We start from the raw sequence: 16,946 nt of genomic DNA on the forward strand, positions 1-16,946 counted from the left end.
GGCGAGCTTCGATTTCTCGGATTCGCGCTGCACACCCCGATCAACATCTTCCTCCTGCTTCCGATGAAAGCCTACGCGCTCTGTACCTTGAGCAACAGTGACTGGCTCTCGCGCAGACCACCAGATTTGCCCGATGAAAATGGAAGGCATGGCAATTTTTTATACGCAGCCCCCAAAACCGATAAACCGAAGGAGATTGTTTGCACGTCGCGCATTCAGCACCTTGAACACCGCATTGCTCTCCAATTGGAGGTCGTGGCTCAACTGATCTGCCAGGACAAGTTCGCGCTCGGGGCGGTCAAGCTGCTCGACGAACTCACAAGCGAACTGATCGCAGCAAAACTGGAACTCGGCGCAATAGGCGAGGCGAGCGCCAGTAGGCGAACAGTCCCAGCGGAAAATTACGGTGACCTCTTCTATCCAGAAGACCTCCGCATCCTAGCCAAACTTTTCGACGAGGCAGTCGCAGCTTTACCGCCAGATCGCCGTACTATCGCCAATCGCACGCAAATCGCAAAACTTGTTCTAGCTCGGGGATCGACACATGAAGTCAGGTCCGAGCCAAATCATGGCGCCTGCGTTCTTGGCGATTTGATCGATCACACGTTCAACTCTTCCTCCTCTAATCAAATCGAGGTTCCACCTAGCACCTGGCGGAATTCTGCATAAGGCGCAGGTTACGTCACTCGAACGGGTATTAAAAAGACGTCGCCCTAGTTTTGATAACCGGCGGTCCCTTCGAGATCGCCGAGTGATGTGTATACAGGCAGCCTCCTTTTCCTAACAGATTCGTCTCGTCAGCAGGCAGGCCGCGGGACAGGTGGCAGGACCACCTGTTCGGCATCCTCAAGTCAACAACCCTGTAACTCAGGCCCTCGGTCTCAGAGGATAAGTGCGGTACGCCTTGCACCGCAATGCGACCGCCTACCGGCCGCCCCGACGCAAATAGTCCAGGTGTCCTAACAGCACACCGACTGCGCAGTGAGATCACTAGCCTCGTCCACGTTTCAGCTGCCGCCGAACGTCTTCTCCGTTTTCCCCAGGGCGGGTGGGGCAATGCTGCCGAGAGAAGCGCGCCACTCTGACCAAACCACAGGTACCAGCCCATAACAAATGTCGTTTCCTACAACGATCACGGCGTGGGCTGTTTCGCGCATCTGCAGACTATGCCTGGCTCGCGCACACTGCCGCAGGCCACCTCGAGTTAGAATACATTTTGGCTGGGAGTAGCCGAAGGGACTTGAATCGGACGTAGCGTCACGTTGTAGGAACGAGGCATCCGCCGCCTCGCGCCGACCAACTAGTCAACCACTGATGGCGGGAGTGTGACGTAACACATCAAAGCAATCCTCGGGTTCAGACATCGAGATGACAACAGCACTCCTTTTTCTCACTATAATCTTCTTCGGCGGCTTTGGATTAGGCTACGCCGTGCGCAGTTGGCGTTCTCGCAAACGACGTGAGCGCGCCCGGCTCTATGGTGCTCTCTTTCATTCCGGCACATCTGCTCCGCCGCCGCTCCACGTTCCCGCACGCCGTAGTTCCTAACGCTGTATTCGGCCTCGCTCAAACAAGGAAATTGTCGATGGGCCACGCGAGGGCGCACGCCAACCGGCGGCAACTCGTCGAGCACAGATTCGCAAGGCAGAGTGGCCTCCAGCGAATGTTCGCGCGGAATCAGTCCCAACAGCACGGTGTAACGTCTGATCGCCGATTTGACCCGAGACACTGGGCGGTGAAGACTGCGAGTCGGCCCTTCGCGGATCATCGGGTCGGCGGCGGTGGATTCGCAGCCGGCCCTCGGCCAGACAACGTACATCTGTGTGATCTTAGCATGTGCGAAGCTAATGCCGGACCGAATTCCGATCAGCGCCGGCGCGAACCGCGGAGATATGTCTGGCACGCGAGCTAGCGCTTGAACTGAATGCAACGGCAAGCACGATTTGGGCAGCGCCGACAAGGACATTTCACTCTCCTCCGGCATCAACAGCACTTCGATGCCGTCGCGATCTGCATGGGCGAAAAGAGAGATCCAGAGCCTTCGCACGAGTTCGAATTTCATCTCGCGTCAGGATCAACGCGGAGTTGACCTTGACCAATGCTTCCTGGCCAAGTTCGATTCGCTGAACTAGCCTACCTAAACGGAGAGGTTTCGAAGGTGAGGCTTTCTTCGTAGAACTCGATCCGCGAGAGTCAGTACAGCGGATGCATCATGAAGCCCGACGATCGCCTCGCCGAAGTCCTTGAGAATAGCGCGTGTTTTGATGACGAGGCATGGGAGGTATGGGCACAGTGCCTCTCACCCACTGAGCGGCTGGCGTATATTCGCAAGCATCGCTCGCACTTCCGGTTCGCTGATTATGATGATGTGATAGCTGTTGTACGGGGCCGGCGCTTCATCGGTTGCTCATCGCAGCTCCTTCGATGGCGTCACAGGACAAGAGCAACGACGTTGCAAAGCGCTTTGCTCTTCTCGGTTGCGGTGTGGCTGGGGATCATCTGGCTTGCGGTGCGCTTAATCCGCTGAGTCGTCAACGCGTAAGCTACCTGTGTGCGCACGCGACCGAGCATTGCGACGCGGTTGGAGATGATCTGCAATGCCGCAAACTGACGCAGCGTTCGGTTCGACGATTGCTTTAGGCGCGCATGTTGCGGTGCAGTTACAGCAATTCGCGCGGACGTTGTTAAGACGCACGAGGCTCGGGGCACTGAAGAGATGAGAGTAGAAATGAAGAAGTTGTTGCTTGCGACTGTGAGCATTGTGGCGCTTGGCGCGGTGGCGCGCGCATTCGGCGCGGATCTCGCTGCGCAGCCCGTCCAGCCTCTCTACACGGAAGCTCCGCAGCCTGTCGCGGCTGCAATCTACGACTGGAGTGGCTACTATCTCGGCGTGGACGCTGGCTTGGGCTCAAGCTCGAATTGTTGGGATTTCGAAGGCGGCACACCTGAGGGCTGTCATGATGCGACCGGCGTGACGGTTGGTGGCCAGATCGGCTATCGATGGCAGGCGGGCCAGATCGTGCTGGGTATTGAAGGCCAGGGGAACTGGGCTGATTTGGCCGGGTCCAATCACAGCATCGCGTTTGCCGATATCAACCAGACCAAGATTGATGCGTTCGGTCTCATGACGGGGCAGATTGGCTATGCCTTCGACAACGTACTGCTTTACGCCAAAGGCGGCGCCGCAGTCACGAGCAACACCTATCAGATCAGCTCGACCCTCACGGGCGCGCAGCTTGGGAACAGCGAACACGTTCTTTGGGGCGGCGCTTTGGGAGCCGGCATCGAGTACGGTTTCGCACCGAACTGGTCGGTTGGCTTCGAGTACAATCACCTATTCATGCAGCCAGCCACTTTGAACTTCACCGCGCCCGCTGCTCGGACCGATCGCATCCGCCAGGATTTCGAACTTATAACTGCACGGCTCAACTATAAGTTCGGTGGTCCGATCCTTCTGAAATATTGATCAGTCGTTCAAGCGGCAGATCGAAAGCCCCGGCCTATGGGCCGGGGTGTTTTGACCTGTTGATCTGCTGTAGAGGAGCCATACACGATCTTATGCTTTCCGGGAGGCCGCGCTTAAGCAAAACCGTTCTCTTGGCTATGGTCTGTCGTCGCAATCCGAGGTCCAGAAAAGCTCAGATACGCGACGATGTCACAAACCGAGACGAACCGGGCAGATGAGAGCCGTATTTGTGAAGCTGCTGCTCGAGTTGGCGCCCTGGCGCTGAATGGGAGGCAAGCTACGAGCCGAGATGACGCATCCGCCCAAGCCCCTGTCGTCCAGCAGCGACGGCGTCCCGCCACCATTGCGCCATCCACCTTTTCGACGCATCTGGCTTGCGAGTTGCTCACAAATCTCGGCATCCTGATGCAGGGGGCGTCGGCACAGCCTGGGCGATGACGCAGGTGACGTCTTCGGCGGACCAGCTTGCGCTTGTGCAGAGCGCGTTCCTGCTGCCCATCATGCTGATTGCGATACCTGCCGGGGCAATTGCCGACATGCATGACCGTCGTATTGTGGTGCGAGTTGCGCATTTGATCGAGCTTTGCGGCGCGACCGCGCTGGCCGTCCTTGACTGGCTGGGTCTCACTACGTGCGGATTCCGACGAAGCCGGCCATGCATTCCAATTCGAAGCCGGCCGGGTATTCCGATCTGAAGCCGGCCACCCGTGGCGTCGTTCGCATGGGTCAATTTCATGATGTCGTTGAGGGCTGGGAAGGTCAAGAGACCGGTTGATCTTGAGCGGTTTGCTTCTGCTTTCTGAGGCTCTCTCCTTTGAGTTCGATGCGGTAGGCATTGTGGACGAGGCGATCGAGGATCGCGTCGGCGATGGTGGGGTTTCCGATGATTTCGTACCAGCGATCGACGGGCAGCTGGCTGGTGACGATAATCGAGCGGGATTCGTATCGATCCTCGACGATTTCGAGCCAATCACGGCGTTGGTCGGCGTCGAGAGGTTCTGGTCCCCAGTCGTCCAGGATCAGCAGATCGAGTCGTGCGATAGCGCGCAGCATCTTGGTGTAACGGCCATCGGCGCGGCCGAGTGCGAGCGCGGCGAAGAGACGCGGTACACGATGGTAGGCAACGGAGAAGTCGTCTCGGCAAGCCTTGTTGCCAAGGGCGCAAGCGAGCCAGCTCTTGCCGACGCCGCACGGCCCGGTAACAAGGAGATTATGTCGTGCCCGGATCCAGTCGCCGGCGGCGAGTTTTAGAAAGAGCGTGCGGTCGAGGCCGCGGATAGCGCGGTAATCGACATCCTCGACGCAGGCGGCATGGCGCAGCTTTGCGGCTCGAGCTCTGGTTTCGAACCGCTTTTGCTGGCGCAGCGTTTTCTCATGTTCCAGGAGCAACGCCAGCCATTCAGCGTGTTCGAGGCTGCGCGCTTCGGACTGGGCATCGAGGTCCTTGAAGCCTTTGGCCATACCGTGGAGACCGAGGCTATGCAGCAGGTCGAGGGTGGGATGGGTGAGCATGCTGGGTAATCCTTTCAATGGAAGTAACCGGGGCCGCGCAGATTGGGATGTTCGATGATCGCGTCCTCGGTGTCGTGAGAACCGCGTTCGAGCTTGTTGGCGATGATGGAGGCGATGCTCTTGTAGGTCAGCGCGCGGACCGCGACCGCGCGGGCCGCGATCAGCTCGGCGCGTTCGGGATCAATATCCTTGAACAGCCGAAGCACGCCGAGACAGGTCCGGAATCCCTGTTCGGGATGAGGCCGATTGGCCAGAATGGCGAGGACGAGGCCCTCAGTGTTGGGCCCGATTGACCGCCCCCAGCGCCGGAATCGATCGGGAGTCCACTCGGCGTAACGCCGATGCGCACTGGGCATGTGATCGGGATCAGTGCCGTGCCGGCGGCCGCCATAACGGCGCTGGTGAGCAGCAACACGCAAACCCCGATGGAACAACTCGATGGTCCGGGTGGTGGCGCGAACGTCGACCTGCTCCCGGATCAGGCCGTGTGGAACTGAGTAGAAGAAGCCGTCGACCTCGACGTGATAATCGAGCGAGACGCGCGCCAAGAGCCATTCCGCGAACTGATAGTCGGCATCCGGCAACGGCGCCAGGACAGGCCTCTCGACGGTCTCGAACAATTGTCGGCGGCTGACGCCAATCCGGCGCATGACGTGCGCGTTGATGCGCTCCAGCGCGGCGGCGATTGCCGCGTTCGCCTCGGTCAGGGAGAAGAAGGTCTGCCGGCGAAGTCGCCCGAGGATATAGGTCTGGGCAAAACGCACTCCAGCCTCCACTTTTGCCTTATCCCGGGGCTTTCTTGGCCGTGCCGGAAGGATGCCCACGCCGTAATGGGACGCCATCATCCCGTAGCTGCGATTGATTTCAGGGTCGTAGAATGAGGCCCGGTGCACGCCCGACTTCAGATTGTCAGGGACGACAAGCCGCGGCACCCCGCCAAAAAACCGGAACATGCGGACATGGGCCTCGATCCAGTCCGCCAGTGTCTGCGTCCAGCTCGCCTCGGCGTAGGTGTAATTGGAGGCGCCAAGCACGGCGACGAAGATCTCCGCTTCACGCACGACCCCGGTTGCACGATCGACGATCATGATCTTCTTGCCGGAGTAATCGACAAAGACCTTGTCGCCGGCCGGATGATCCTGCCGCATCGTCGGCGACAGCCGCCGCTCGAATTCCCGGAATAAATCGCAGAACCGGCTGTAGCCATATCCTTCCGGGTGGACCGCCCGGTACTCCTCCCACAGCACCATCAGATTGACGCCAGGCCGCTTCAGCTCACAGGCCAGCGAGGCCCAATCCGGCTCAGCTCGCCGGCGGAAGCCGCGCCTGACGCCGGCATGGGCAAACAGACGTTGTTCAAGAACGGCGTCAGTCAGATCGCCCGCCAAAGGCCACGCCAGCCCGGCAGTCGAGGCACGCTTGAGATTGTCCTGAATGGTGCTGCGCGCCACGCCGAGCGTGCGCCCGATCTCCCGGGCGCTCACCCCATCACGGGCAAGCCGCAGCATCTGTCGTATCTGTCGCATGGTCAGTTCTCTCTTGGCCGGCATCCGCTTCCCCCGTTGATCAACGAGGGACTTGATGCCTGAGGGACTGACCCAAACGAAAACGCCGACTTCCAAAACCCCGGCCGGCTTCAAATCGGAATGCCGGCCGGTTTCATTTCGGAATCGTGGCCGGCTTCAAATCGGAACGGTGGCCGGCTTCAAGTCGGAATACCCGGCCGGAATAAATCGGAATCCGCACACTACGTCAGTACCGCCGGCAGCGGCATGGCGTCCATGGAACCCGCTTGGTAAATTTCGGTGAGCGAGCAGGTGCCGTCGGAAGCTGTGCCCTGCGGCAGTCGCGTTAACGGCATCAGTTATAATATCGCACGAAGTGTTGGACCGGCTGTTGGCGGTATGCTCGTCGGGGCAGTGGCCCGCGTTCGCGCTTAATACGCTATCTGCTGATCATGCTCGCGCTTTTCCTTTAGAAACGCATCTCAGAGCCTTCCCTCTTTCGCCTGAAAAGCTCAGCCGCGCAATGGTTTCAGGCGTATAGCGCGACACCCGGATGGAAGCGCATTGCGTCGCGAGAAATGTTCCTGAATACTGAGTTGTTGCCTAACGTGATCGAAGCGGCTGCTTTGCTGGCTCAGCAAGCGCTCGATCAACGACCGAGCGCGACATCGGCGGGCTCGAAATGCCCACCCGTTGTGCGACCCGCTTCTTTCGCTCCCCTGGACGCCCCCCAGTATTGCCGCATGTAGCGATGTTCCCGATAGGATTCGCCTGGCAGTCTGTCGGAACTGGACACGGTCGTTCATCTTGAATCCGAGTTTCCCTGAACGGAGTTCTGCGTACTATGGCCCCGCGCGTAACTGTAAAGGCGTTTTGAGGATCTCCGTGGTCACGTGTGCGGTTGCCATGTATCCGGCGACCTCGGAGAGCGACAAGATCTCGTTCAACCAGCTCAACCGGGCCATCGGTTCATATACCTGAAGGTCGACGCGGACACTGGCGACGACGTACCCAACACGGACATCGTGAAGGGCTCCGAAATCCACAAGGATCAGTTCATCGAGGTCACCCATGAGGAGCTCGAGGATATCGCGTTGGAATCCAGGCGGACCATCGAGATCGGTTCAGTTCGACGACAGATCCGACATCGACCCGCGCTACTTGATACGGCTTCGGCGTCCTGTTGCGCCACCCGAGATGCGCAGCAAGCACAATATTTCGAAGATATCCAGGACGTCAAAGCAGCAAGCATATGCTCGATCTCGCCAAGCCCATCGTCGACCAGAAATCCGGATCCTTGGAGCCTGACAAGTTCGAGGATCAGTATGAAACCGCCCTGGTCGAGCTCATCGACCAGAAGCGGGCGGGCAAGCCGATCGTGCCGAAGGAGCGTCCGCGCGGCGAGAACGTCGTTGACCTGATGGACGCGCTGCGCAAGAGCATCGGCGGCGCGGCAGCTGAGACTAAGGCCGCGCAGAAGCCAACCAGAAGACGAAGACAGCGAAACCAGGACCGCAAAACAATTCGAAAGCAGTTAGGCGCTTGCTGCAAGACCTATGCAGCCACCGCGGCCGCCGCTTTGAAGGCCGATTGCCAAAGCGTGCCACACAGGGTTGAACTGCGGCTTTGCTGACCCGCAGCATTCCGTTGGCGACGGTATTGGCCGTCTGAGCTGCAGCAAAGTGATCGCGGGGCGGCGATTTGGTTGGGCGTTTGCTGGCCGGGTCGTGGGAGGCCGCGTCGCTCGCGAGCATCCCTGCCAGCCCGGCCGAGCTGAGCTCGCACGTCTACTTGAGCTGCGCGTGTAGTGAGTCATGGTCGAGTTCGCCTTCCCACCAGGATACAAACACCGCGGCAATACCGTTTCCGATAATGTTCGTAAGCGCGCGCACCTCGCTCATGAACTTGTCGATTGAGAATACGATCGCAATGCCCGGGACAAGCTCAGGACTGACCACCGTCAACGTTGCGGCCAGGGTAACGAAGCCAGCACCGGTAACACCGCTTGCTCCCTTCGAGGTGAGCATTGCCACAACCAGTATCGTGAGCTGCTGGCCAAAGCTGAGATCGACCCCGAGCGCCTGCGCGATGAACAACGTCGCCAACGTCATGTAAATGTTAGTCCCATCCAAATTGAAAGAGTATCCCGTCGGCACCACTAGGCCCACGACCGGCTTGGAACAGCCCAGCCGTTCGAGTTTTTCCATCAACTGCGGCAGCGCGCTTTCGGACGACGACGTTCCGAGCACGATCAGCAGCTCATCCTTGATGTAGACGATGAACTTTAGGATGGAAAAGCCGACCAAGCGCGCGATCAGGCCAAGCACAATGATCACGAAGAGCCCGGCTGTCACATAGAACAGGGCAACTAATCCGATGAGTTTACCGAGCGCGGAGGGTCCGAATTCACCGATGGTGTAGGCCATGGCGCCGAACGCTCCGATCGGCGCGGCCTTCATCACGATTCTAATGACACCAAACACCGCGTGCGCAGCATCGTCAACCAGACCGCGCATCCGGTCACCACGCTCGCCAAGCGCCATCAGCGAGAACCCGAATAGGATGGCAAACAGCAGCACCTGCAGCACGTCGCCTCGCGCCAGGGCGCCAACCACGCTATCAGGAATGATATTGAGGAGAAAATCGACCGCCTTCTGCCCTTCCGCCGTCTTGACATAGTTAGCTACCGCCGCGGCATCAGCCCTGGGAGCGAGCCCATGACCGGCCTGAACGAGATTGCCCATCACGAGACCCAGGACGAGCGCGAAGGTTGATACGATCTCGAAGTAAAGCAGTGCCTTGACGCCGACTCGGCCGACCTTTCGTGCATCCTGAACATGCGCAATTCCAGACACAACAGTGCAGAAGATGATCGGTGCGATCACCATCTTGATCAGCTTGATGAAACCGTCGCCAAGCGCTTTGACCCAGCTGCTCGTCCCCACAGCAGGCCACAACCAGCCAACGAGAATCCCAATCAGGATCGCGATGAGTACCTGGATGTAAAGAACTTTGTACCAGGGGCCAGATGGCCGGAACAGGGCGGCGGCTTTGACAGAGCGGCGCTGGCGGTGAGTGTACATCATGCTCGACTCGGCGCCGTGGTAACAAAGAGGGGTGACAATGAAGGTACCGCTTCGCTCAGTGTTCCTTCGGTGCGGGGCGCAGGGGACTCTGACCGCTCCAGATGGCCCCGTCCATTGCCGCGGATTCCCGAATCGGCTTGCCATCTAAGCGAAACGAGGTTCTGAATCGCTTCTGAGAGCAGCGATAGAATTTTGAGAAAGCGTCCTTGAGAGCTGGAGAGCATCAGCGTCACCACCCATTTCTATCTTTTTTGGTTGTTCGAAGATGCCATCCGGCAGCTTCTATGACGCCAACCTTAGCAGCCGGCGACCATTCTTCACTTCGGCAGGCACTCTCGCAGCTATCGCGCCGGAGCGCGACACGATGCCCACCACCTCAACAAATGCGCCATCGAGGCGATACATGGTCCGGACCACGTCGCCCAAAAGTCGACGATGTATACTTTCCCAGGCTCGCACTTTGTAACCGGCTGGCCACGTAGCCAGTCCTCAACTTTGATCAAGGGGGCCCGCGAACCGACGCTCAGCACATCCGCCGCACCGACTTGACTTGCGCTCTCAGTCAGACTGGTCATTGCTCAAACTCATTTCACCTGGCTGTTCCGAGAAAAATAGCAAGTCGCATGCCAGCCCGCGCTCATTGATATTACGCATATTTCGTATTATTCCTGTCGACCTCGCGACGCATGTCGCATATCCGACCAGTTATTTGGAGCTTCTCAGGCGATCAGCCGGCCGGACGTTCTTGACGCACCTGTAGACCGACGAGGCGGTAAGCCAGGCAGAGCAAGGCCGAGTTCACCACTCCACATCCCGATCGGTTTCCAGGATGACCAATCCGGCGCTCGGGATCACGACGTGAACTGACCTGCTTTGGTCCGTCGACTTGCGCTTGAGGGCGATATGAGATTTCCAGTTCAACTCTTTGAGCCAAGGGGCGATGAACCAGACCAGGGCGGCCAGCTGCAGCAGCACATTGATACTGAACGCCGTCTGATACGCGATTGAGGGGCAGTGTCCGTCATTGCTCGAGAATTAACCCCTCCCGTACTGGACCAGGAAAGCCCACCCGAAATGCAGAAGGTTGAGCACGCCGTTTGCGCGGGCGATCGATTCGGCCGGAAAGTAATCTCCGATGATCGCGTAGCTGAGGCGATTGCTGATCCCACCACCGCCACAATGATCCATGAGGTAGCGACAGGAAAGGTGGATGCAAGATCAGCGCGAGTTCGGCTGCAATGAACACAGCAGCTATGATCGCGCGCAACGTTTTCAATGTTCTTGCCAGGCCGGCGCAGCGAATCGGCGACCGCACCGAGCAGCAATGCGCCAATGCTTAGGGCTGTCGCCATGATGAGCAATTGTGTGGTAAGGCTTGTTCGATCCAACCCTTCCACATCGCTGAGACAAGACGCTACCGACAAGGACTGCAGGACCCTTGCGGATCCGATACCTTGAAGAATTCGGCGCAATTCTCCAGAGCCGCCCATCCGTATAGACGGTCTTCTGACCGACTGTCCCTCGAGCGGCTCTTTGTACTTGCCTTCTGCTCTAGAACCAAAAAATAGATTACAGCGGCCGCGGTGGCGCTGGATGCGGCAAGAAACTCGAATGGACCGCGCCAACCTATCCAGTTAAGCAATGCCTCGGCTGGTGCGGTTGCCGTCACTGCGCCCAATGCACCCAGCATAATCCATCTTCTTGTAGGCCTAATGGCCTCGGCTCCGATGATATCAGTAGTCAGGTCAACCCGCGACCTCGATCGTTCTTGACGGGAGGTGCCGGAGCGCTCGTCTGAGCTCAGCGAACTGGTGGAACAAGACAAACAGTGCAATCATTCCGGCGCCCAACTCAGCGATTGCCTGACTGGCCAGCAGTCCGTTGAAACCCGATACGACGGGAAATAACAGTACGGCCGGTATGAAGAGATAGCCTTGCCTCGCCAAGGAGACAACCGCACTGAGGCGTGCTCTCCCGAACGACTGAAGCATCGTCGTCACGAAACTCTGAACACCAAAAAGTCCAAAAAACAGATGAAAGACGATGCAGGTCGATACGGCGAGTTCTGTGACCTTATCGCTATCGCTGAACAGCCTGACCAAAGGCCGGGCAAAAACCACAACGGCTGCAGAATACGTAACGGAAAGAGCGACAGTCATCAAGAGCATGAACTTCGCAGTCTTCAGTATACGAGCAAAGTCACGTGCGCCCCAACCGAAACCCAGGACAGCTTGAGCGCCTATACAGAAGCCGGTGATAGGCAGTGCGCCGATCGTCAAGATGCGCGCAGCTATTCCCACGGCCGCGATGGACTCGTCTCCGAACGGCGCGGCAGCTCCGTACAAGAGCATAACGGCAATCGCAGATAAAACACTGGTCATGGTCGCCGGTGCCCCTACCAACGCGAGCTGTCTGATGCGACTTGCTCCCAACGAGATGTGAGATATCCTGACGAGGACTATCCCGCCAAGCTTCGTAAAATACGCGATGTAAAGGCAAATAGCGGCGATCTGAGATACCAGTGTCGCGAGGGCTGCGCCTCGCACACCGAAGTCCATCGAAAATATGAAGATCGGATCGAGTACGGCATTTAGGACGAATGCGGTAATCATCGTCCACATGCTGAATCGTGTGTTGCCTTCGGCTCTGACGATGAAGCCACTGACGATGTTTAGAAGCATCACAGTGTACCCGAACAAAAGTATCACCGCGTAGTCGAGCGCCACGGGCATGATGGTTGGAGTTGCCCCGAGCGTTGCGAAGATCACTCGTAGGCTTGGAAGCAGAGCGGCCGTAACGACGAGACCGATCGGAGCGGCGAGCGCGAGTGCAGTACTTGCGCCTCGACTGGCCTCCAGGTACTCACTAGCGCCCAGATGACGAGATATGAACGACGCCGTCCCAACGCCGATCCCCTCTCCGACCGCCGCTAGCAGGAGCACGATCGGCAAGGTCATACTGACAGCTGCGATCGCCTGCACGCCAAGCGCGCCAACAAAGATCGCGTTAACGGCCTGATGTAACGCGATGATCGACAGGCCAACAACAGCCGGAATGGCGAGCCGCAGGATGAGGCTCGAGAGATTTGGGTCCGATAAATCGATCTTCTGCTTATTCTTGGGCATCATATTGCAATCGCTCTCGACAACGAATTCCGTATCCGCGTCATTCATGGATCGAAGTGTCGCACAACTCGGATTCGTTTGCGATCGCGTCGCGAACGAATCGACGCATAACGCGTGACTCCGTCTGCATGTCATAGATTGTGTGCAGGGCCGGATCCTCATGATCTAGGTGAACGTTGATATCGTCCGGCATCACTGCGACGCCCTCTTTAGCGGCCGAAAACGCCGTCGACGAATCCTGCGCCTTCAGCGCCGGTCCAAGTGTGCCTCAGAATGCTTGCATCGGGGCTTTCTCGCGGGGTTCAGAGTCTGCTTCAGCGATTCGCTCAGCATCCGCTGCTTTGGCTTCATCGCTCGTGCGCCAGGTGCCATTTACGATTCTTGGAAACACGTCATACAGTTGCATCGGGGACCGACAAAGGCGACGTTACCGTCACGGTCGATGACGAATGAGGGTGGGGATAGTGCTAGACAAACTGGGCGCCATCCAACACTTCTTCATTGTTCCCGCGTAATCGAACGCGATCCGAACGTTCAGCTTGGAGCCTTTCTTGGTCAACCACGCGTCCAATTTTGTTCGCGCCTCCTCGGCCGTTGAGCCTCGCTCGGAAGCTGCAACTGCAATGACCTCAACTGCGCTATGGTCGTATTTCTCTTGCAGCTGCGCGAGGTGGGAAATCTCAGCCCCACATCCGCCGCACCAAGTCGGCCAAAACTCGACAATATACAGCGTACCCAGCTTAAAGTTGGTGAGGGCTCGCCACGCACCCAGCTTTCCACCCTGATCGGGGGAGCTGGCGAATCCATACGAACAATCATGTTGTTCTCCAAAGCTATTCCCACACCTTCGCGCGATTATTTGCGCAAGCGTGAGTGTCCCTAAGAAACGCGGCACGAGTTCAATCAACGAGAGAGCGCGTCTGCATGCGCTCCGCCTGAGACTGCGTTGCTGTGTGACTAGCAACGACCGTGCCAGCAGTACCAACGCACATACCCGCCTGATTCGACCAAGATAGCCTCGGCGGTTCAACATGGCGGGCTCTTTGGAGCTAACCGTCTCGTTCGATGTCAGACATCGGACGCGCGTCGTGCGCTTTGGGCCGCGGGCGTTGTGCCCCGCCCATCATGACGATGGTCGCTACCGCAACCGCCGGCGAGCGGAACCGGCTAATAGCTATTGGTATGAGCCTCGCTCGTTCCGCCGTCTGAATGCGCCTCCTACTCGGTGTCCCTGCTTCCTAAACAAAGCGCGGCGATCCGACGGTTGCGGTTTTGTTGAGCGTTAGGTTGCAAATCGCGACAACGTCGTTGCATCGGAGTCGCCCGATAGGCCCCGTTTATTTCGTGACCGGCCTTCCATCGCGTAATGCGCCGCTCCAGCGCCTCGAGTTGAACGGAAGACCGCTCACAGATACCCAATGGTTCCGAAATACGTTCGGGGGTCAGGAAGCGCGACTGGCTGTTGATGATGGCGCTGCATATTGCACCGACCGTGCAGCCCTATCTGCGCAAGATGCATGAGCACGGCGAGACTGTTACAGCGAGCATGCAACGCCTTCAACTACCAAGCCGGCTGAGCTGCAGCAAGCTGCAAGCCATTCCGCGACGCGTCAAGCGCCAAGGTTGGTAGTTTGTCTGGGTGACACATCGTGGGACTTTGAGATCTCCTTAGCCATGGTGCGAATGAGTTCACTATGATCTCCCCGGCTTCCAGTTCATAGAAAGGACAAAACGATGGACGCAGCATCCCAAGCTTTTCTAGGCGTCATTTCTGGCGAACGACGGCGCAGCCATCCCGATGTCGCTGATCGCGCCAGGCGCATTGCTGGCGGTCTCCATCGGCTCGGCGTGCGCCAGGGCGGCCGCGTCTGCATGTTGATGCGGAATGACATTGCGTTCATCGAGGTGGCACATGCCGCTATCCAGCTCGGCGCCTATGCCGTACCCGTAAACTGGCATTTCAAGCCGGGGGAGATCGAATATATTCTGAGGGACTCCGCCGCATCGGTCTTGATCGGCCATGCTGACCTTTTACATCGATTGGATGGTGCCATCCCGAACAGCGTCAAGGTCTTGAGCGTATCGCCTCCTCCAGAAGTTATCGTCGCCTACCAGGTAGATCCTGAGCATCGGGGAAAACCCGATTTCGCAACAGATTTCGAAAAGTGGCTTGCAGAGCAACCGCACTATTCGGGAGCCGCCGTACTGGAGCCGATGAGCATGATCTACACGTCCGGCACAACAGGCCATCCCAAAGGGGTACGTCGTGCCGCACCAAACCTCGAGCAGAATGCGGCCTTGGAGCGTCGTCGCGCGATGATCTATGGGCATGGCACGCGGTCACTCCTGCCAGGGCCACTCTATCACTCGGCGCCCAACTTCTTCGGGATTCGCTCGAGCCGCATCGGTGGCGTTCTGGTGCTAATGCCACGCTTTGAGTCTGAGGAGTGTTTGCGCCTCATTCAGTCAGAGAAGATCGATACGATCTTGATGGTGCCGACGATGTTCGTACGCCTCTTGAAGCTGCCCGACCCTGTACGCAACAGATATGACTTGTCCTCGCTGCGTCACGTGATCAGTGCGGCCGCGCCTTGTCCAACTGACGTGAAGCGCGCGATGATCGAATGGTGGGGGCCAGTCATCTATGAGTTTTACGGCTCTACCGAGTCTGGCGCGGTCACCTTTGCAACCTCGCAGGACGCCCTAAACAAGCCGGGAACAGTCGGCAAAGTCTTGCCCGACGTCGAGCTGCGTGTCGTAGGCGTGGATGGACGCGTGTTGTCGACAGGACAAATCGGTGAGATCTATTCCCGCGCCACGTCATATCCTGAATTTACATACCACAACAAGGTGGAGAAGCGCCGCGAGATCGAGCACGGCGGCTTCATCACCTCCGGTGATATCGGGTACATTGACGCCAGCGGGTATGTCTTCCTGTGTGACCGCAAGCAAGATGTCGTGATTTCCGGTGGGGTCAACATATATCCTGCCGAGATCGAGGCGACACTGTACCAGGTACCCGGTGTCCACGACTGCGCTGTGTTCGGCATTCCCGACGCGGAATTTGGCGAGGCGGTGATGGCATTGGTCGAGCCGCAGCCTGGGGCAAAGCTCGACGCCATGGATATACGCTCGACTCTGAAGAGATCATTGGCTGACTACAAGGTCCCCAGCCGTATCGAGATCCACACCTGTCTGCCGCGCGAAGACTCCGGCAAGATCTTCAAGCGGCGGCTGCGTGATCCTTTTTGGGAAAAAACTGGACGAAACATTTGACGAGGATCGAAAGCGAGGCAAAACTCTTTGTACCTTCGTAACAAGCCATTCGCGTAACACTAACAGGAATATGCGGCTGTTCCAGACGGATCCAGCCAGTTATGCGGACTTCAAATCGGCTATGAAGCGTAAGAGGTTCTGACAGGCCGGCGCGGCCTACCGCTCAGTGAGAGCCAGCGTATGATGTTTTGTTGGCCCTGGGCGCTGCAAGGACTCAGCATGGCCACAGCGGACGACTCAATGAACACGGCGAGCTGGTCGAATACTCGCACGTGCGTCGACTGGCGGGACGCGATCGAGTGGGCCTAGCGGCTAGGTGCGTGCCAGACCTACTGGAAACTCGATGGCCAGGGATCGGCAGCTCGACTTTTTGGAAGGTCCCACTCATTTACGCTGTGGGCTAGTCAACCCCCAGCGAGCATCCGGGGACAACGTGTGGACATCGACCGCAACACGCATGCTGTTCGACCCCTCACTGCGAGCGGGCCTCCTTTGTGATCCCGACTACAAGCGTCGCATATCGTCAACTCTCGTAACCCCTCGATCGAGTCGGCGCTTTTGCTGATTTCCACAAGAGGCACGCGACCGAACGTTGCGTGGGGGGGTGTTAACGGCCGGCTGTTGGACATAAAGACGGTCTGGGAGCGAGCTCCCACAATTTCACGCATGCGCGACCAGCGTTGACATCGTTGGCGGCTACACTTGCGATAAAGGGGCGCCCAAACAGGCACTCGTGTCTCGTCTCTCCGTGCGCTGCAACGCGCTACAGCGGTCGAGCGGACGTTTTGCTGCAGTGAAGTAACGGACGGGCGGTGAACGGAATCGGGAGGTATAGCGCGCGCTTGTCCTGATTGTGCCTGGACAGACGGGCTCCAAGCTTTGCAGCCTCTGTTTTTCTTCCTTCCAGAAGCTCCCGAGCACCGTGATCGGAGGGGCCAAGGTCCGGTTGAGGTGCGAGAAATGATTTCGACGTGAG

10 protein-coding genes and 3 pseudogenes are annotated in these 16,946 nt (G+C 58.2%); 7 read left to right on the forward strand and 6 right to left on the reverse strand.

Annotation, left to right across the window (positions count from 1 at the left end; translation table 11 throughout):
• From ABID59_RS20735 to ABID59_RS20750, 4 genes and pseudogenes are all read left to right on the forward strand, one after another.
• A pseudogene (locus ABID59_RS20735) lies at positions 1–147 on the forward strand (chitooligosaccharide synthase NodC); the annotation flags it as partial.
• A gap of 2,065 nt (positions 148–2,212) precedes the next feature.
• Positions 2,213–2,527 carry a hypothetical protein gene (locus ABID59_RS20740; RefSeq protein WP_354084590.1) on the forward strand — a complete coding sequence of 105 codons (315 nt, stop codon included), beginning with the start codon at positions 2,213–2,215 and terminating at the stop codon, positions 2,525–2,527.
• Positions 2,528–2,728: 201 nt separating this feature from the next.
• Complete coding sequence (locus tag ABID59_RS20745) at positions 2,729–3,466, forward strand: outer membrane protein (RefSeq protein WP_354084591.1); 738 nt, start codon at positions 2,729–2,731, stop codon at positions 3,464–3,466.
• A 289-nt stretch (positions 3,467–3,755) separates the two neighbouring features.
• Positions 3,756–4,098, forward strand: a pseudogene (locus tag ABID59_RS20750) (MFS transporter); the annotation flags it as partial.
• 127 nt (positions 4,099–4,225) lie between these two features.
• On the opposite strand, the gene istB reads toward ABID59_RS20750, so the two are convergent.
• Positions 4,226–4,978: an IS21-like element helper ATPase IstB gene (gene istB, locus ABID59_RS20755; RefSeq protein ID WP_354084592.1), complete on the reverse strand. Its 753-nt coding sequence runs from the start codon at positions 4,976–4,978 to the stop codon at positions 4,226–4,228.
• Positions 4,979–4,992: 14 nt separating this feature from the next.
• A complete protein-coding gene (istA, locus tag ABID59_RS20760) occupies positions 4,993–6,504 on the reverse strand; it encodes an IS21 family transposase (RefSeq protein ID WP_354084797.1) in 1,512 nt (503 codons plus the stop codon).
• Between the two features lie 306 nt (positions 6,505–6,810).
• Between istA and ABID59_RS20765 the strand changes: the two genes are divergently transcribed.
• Both ABID59_RS20765 and ABID59_RS20770 read left to right on the forward strand, forming a co-directional pair.
• Entirely contained in the window at positions 6,811–6,918 is a 108-nt protein-coding gene (locus ABID59_RS20765; RefSeq protein ID WP_354084798.1) for a hypothetical protein, read from the forward strand.
• Positions 6,919–7,290: 372 nt separating this feature from the next.
• Positions 7,291–8,116: pseudogene (locus ABID59_RS20770) on the forward strand (Ku protein).
• 154 nt (positions 8,117–8,270) lie between these two features.
• Here the strand turns inward: ABID59_RS20770 and dctA are convergent.
• From dctA to ABID59_RS20790, 4 genes are all read right to left on the reverse strand, one after another.
• Positions 8,271–9,566: a C4-dicarboxylate transporter DctA gene (gene dctA / locus ABID59_RS20775; RefSeq protein ID WP_354084799.1), complete on the reverse strand. Its 1,296-nt coding sequence runs from the start codon at positions 9,564–9,566 to the stop codon at positions 8,271–8,273.
• An 801-nt stretch (positions 9,567–10,367) separates the two neighbouring features.
• A complete protein-coding gene (locus ABID59_RS20780; protein WP_354084593.1) occupies positions 10,368–10,544 on the reverse strand; it encodes a hypothetical protein in 177 nt (58 codons plus the stop codon).
• Between the two features lie 770 nt (positions 10,545–11,314).
• Complete coding sequence (locus ABID59_RS20785; protein WP_354084594.1) at positions 11,315–12,742, reverse strand: MATE family efflux transporter; 1,428 nt, start codon at positions 12,740–12,742, stop codon at positions 11,315–11,317.
• Positions 12,743–13,127: 385 nt separating this feature from the next.
• Positions 13,128–13,727, reverse strand: a complete 600-nt coding sequence (locus ABID59_RS20790) for a TlpA disulfide reductase family protein (RefSeq protein ID WP_354084595.1) — start codon at positions 13,725–13,727, stop codon at positions 13,128–13,130.
• A 701-nt stretch (positions 13,728–14,428) separates the two neighbouring features.
• Between ABID59_RS20790 and ABID59_RS20795 the strand changes: the two genes are divergently transcribed.
• Positions 14,429–15,970: an acyl-CoA synthetase gene (locus ABID59_RS20795; protein ID WP_354084596.1), complete on the forward strand. Its 1,542-nt coding sequence runs from the start codon at positions 14,429–14,431 to the stop codon at positions 15,968–15,970.
• The last annotated feature ends 976 nt before the right edge of the window (positions 15,971–16,946 follow it).

Source organism: Bradyrhizobium sp. S3.3.6 (genome assembly GCF_040546905.1).
GTDB classification, from domain to species: Bacteria; Pseudomonadota; Alphaproteobacteria; order Rhizobiales; family Xanthobacteraceae; genus Bradyrhizobium; species Bradyrhizobium cytisi.

Excerpts from the sequence above, each read along its gene's own strand:
- ABID59_RS20740 (WP_354084590.1), top strand. The coding sequence starts at position 2,213 with ATGAAGCCCGACGATCGCCTCGCCGAAGTCCTTGAGAATAGCGCGTGT.
- ABID59_RS20745 (WP_354084591.1), top strand. The coding sequence starts at position 2,729 with ATGAAGAAGTTGTTGCTTGCGACTGTGAGCATTGTGGCGCTTGGCGCG.
- istB (WP_354084592.1), bottom strand. The coding sequence starts at position 4,978 with ATGCTCACCCATCCCACCCTCGACCTGCTGCATAGCCTCGGTCTCCAC.
- istA (WP_354084797.1), bottom strand. The coding sequence starts at position 6,504 with ATGCGACAGATACGACAGATGCTGCGGCTTGCCCGTGATGGGGTGAGC.
- dctA (WP_354084799.1), bottom strand. The coding sequence starts at position 9,566 with ATGTACACTCACCGCCAGCGCCGCTCTGTCAAAGCCGCCGCCCTGTTC.
- ABID59_RS20785 (WP_354084594.1), bottom strand. The coding sequence starts at position 12,742 with ATGAATGACGCGGATACGGAATTCGTTGTCGAGAGCGATTGCAATATG.
- ABID59_RS20790 (WP_354084595.1), bottom strand. The coding sequence starts at position 13,727 with ATGTTGAACCGCCGAGGCTATCTTGGTCGAATCAGGCGGGTATGTGCG.
- ABID59_RS20795 (WP_354084596.1), top strand. The coding sequence starts at position 14,429 with ATGGACGCAGCATCCCAAGCTTTTCTAGGCGTCATTTCTGGCGAACGA.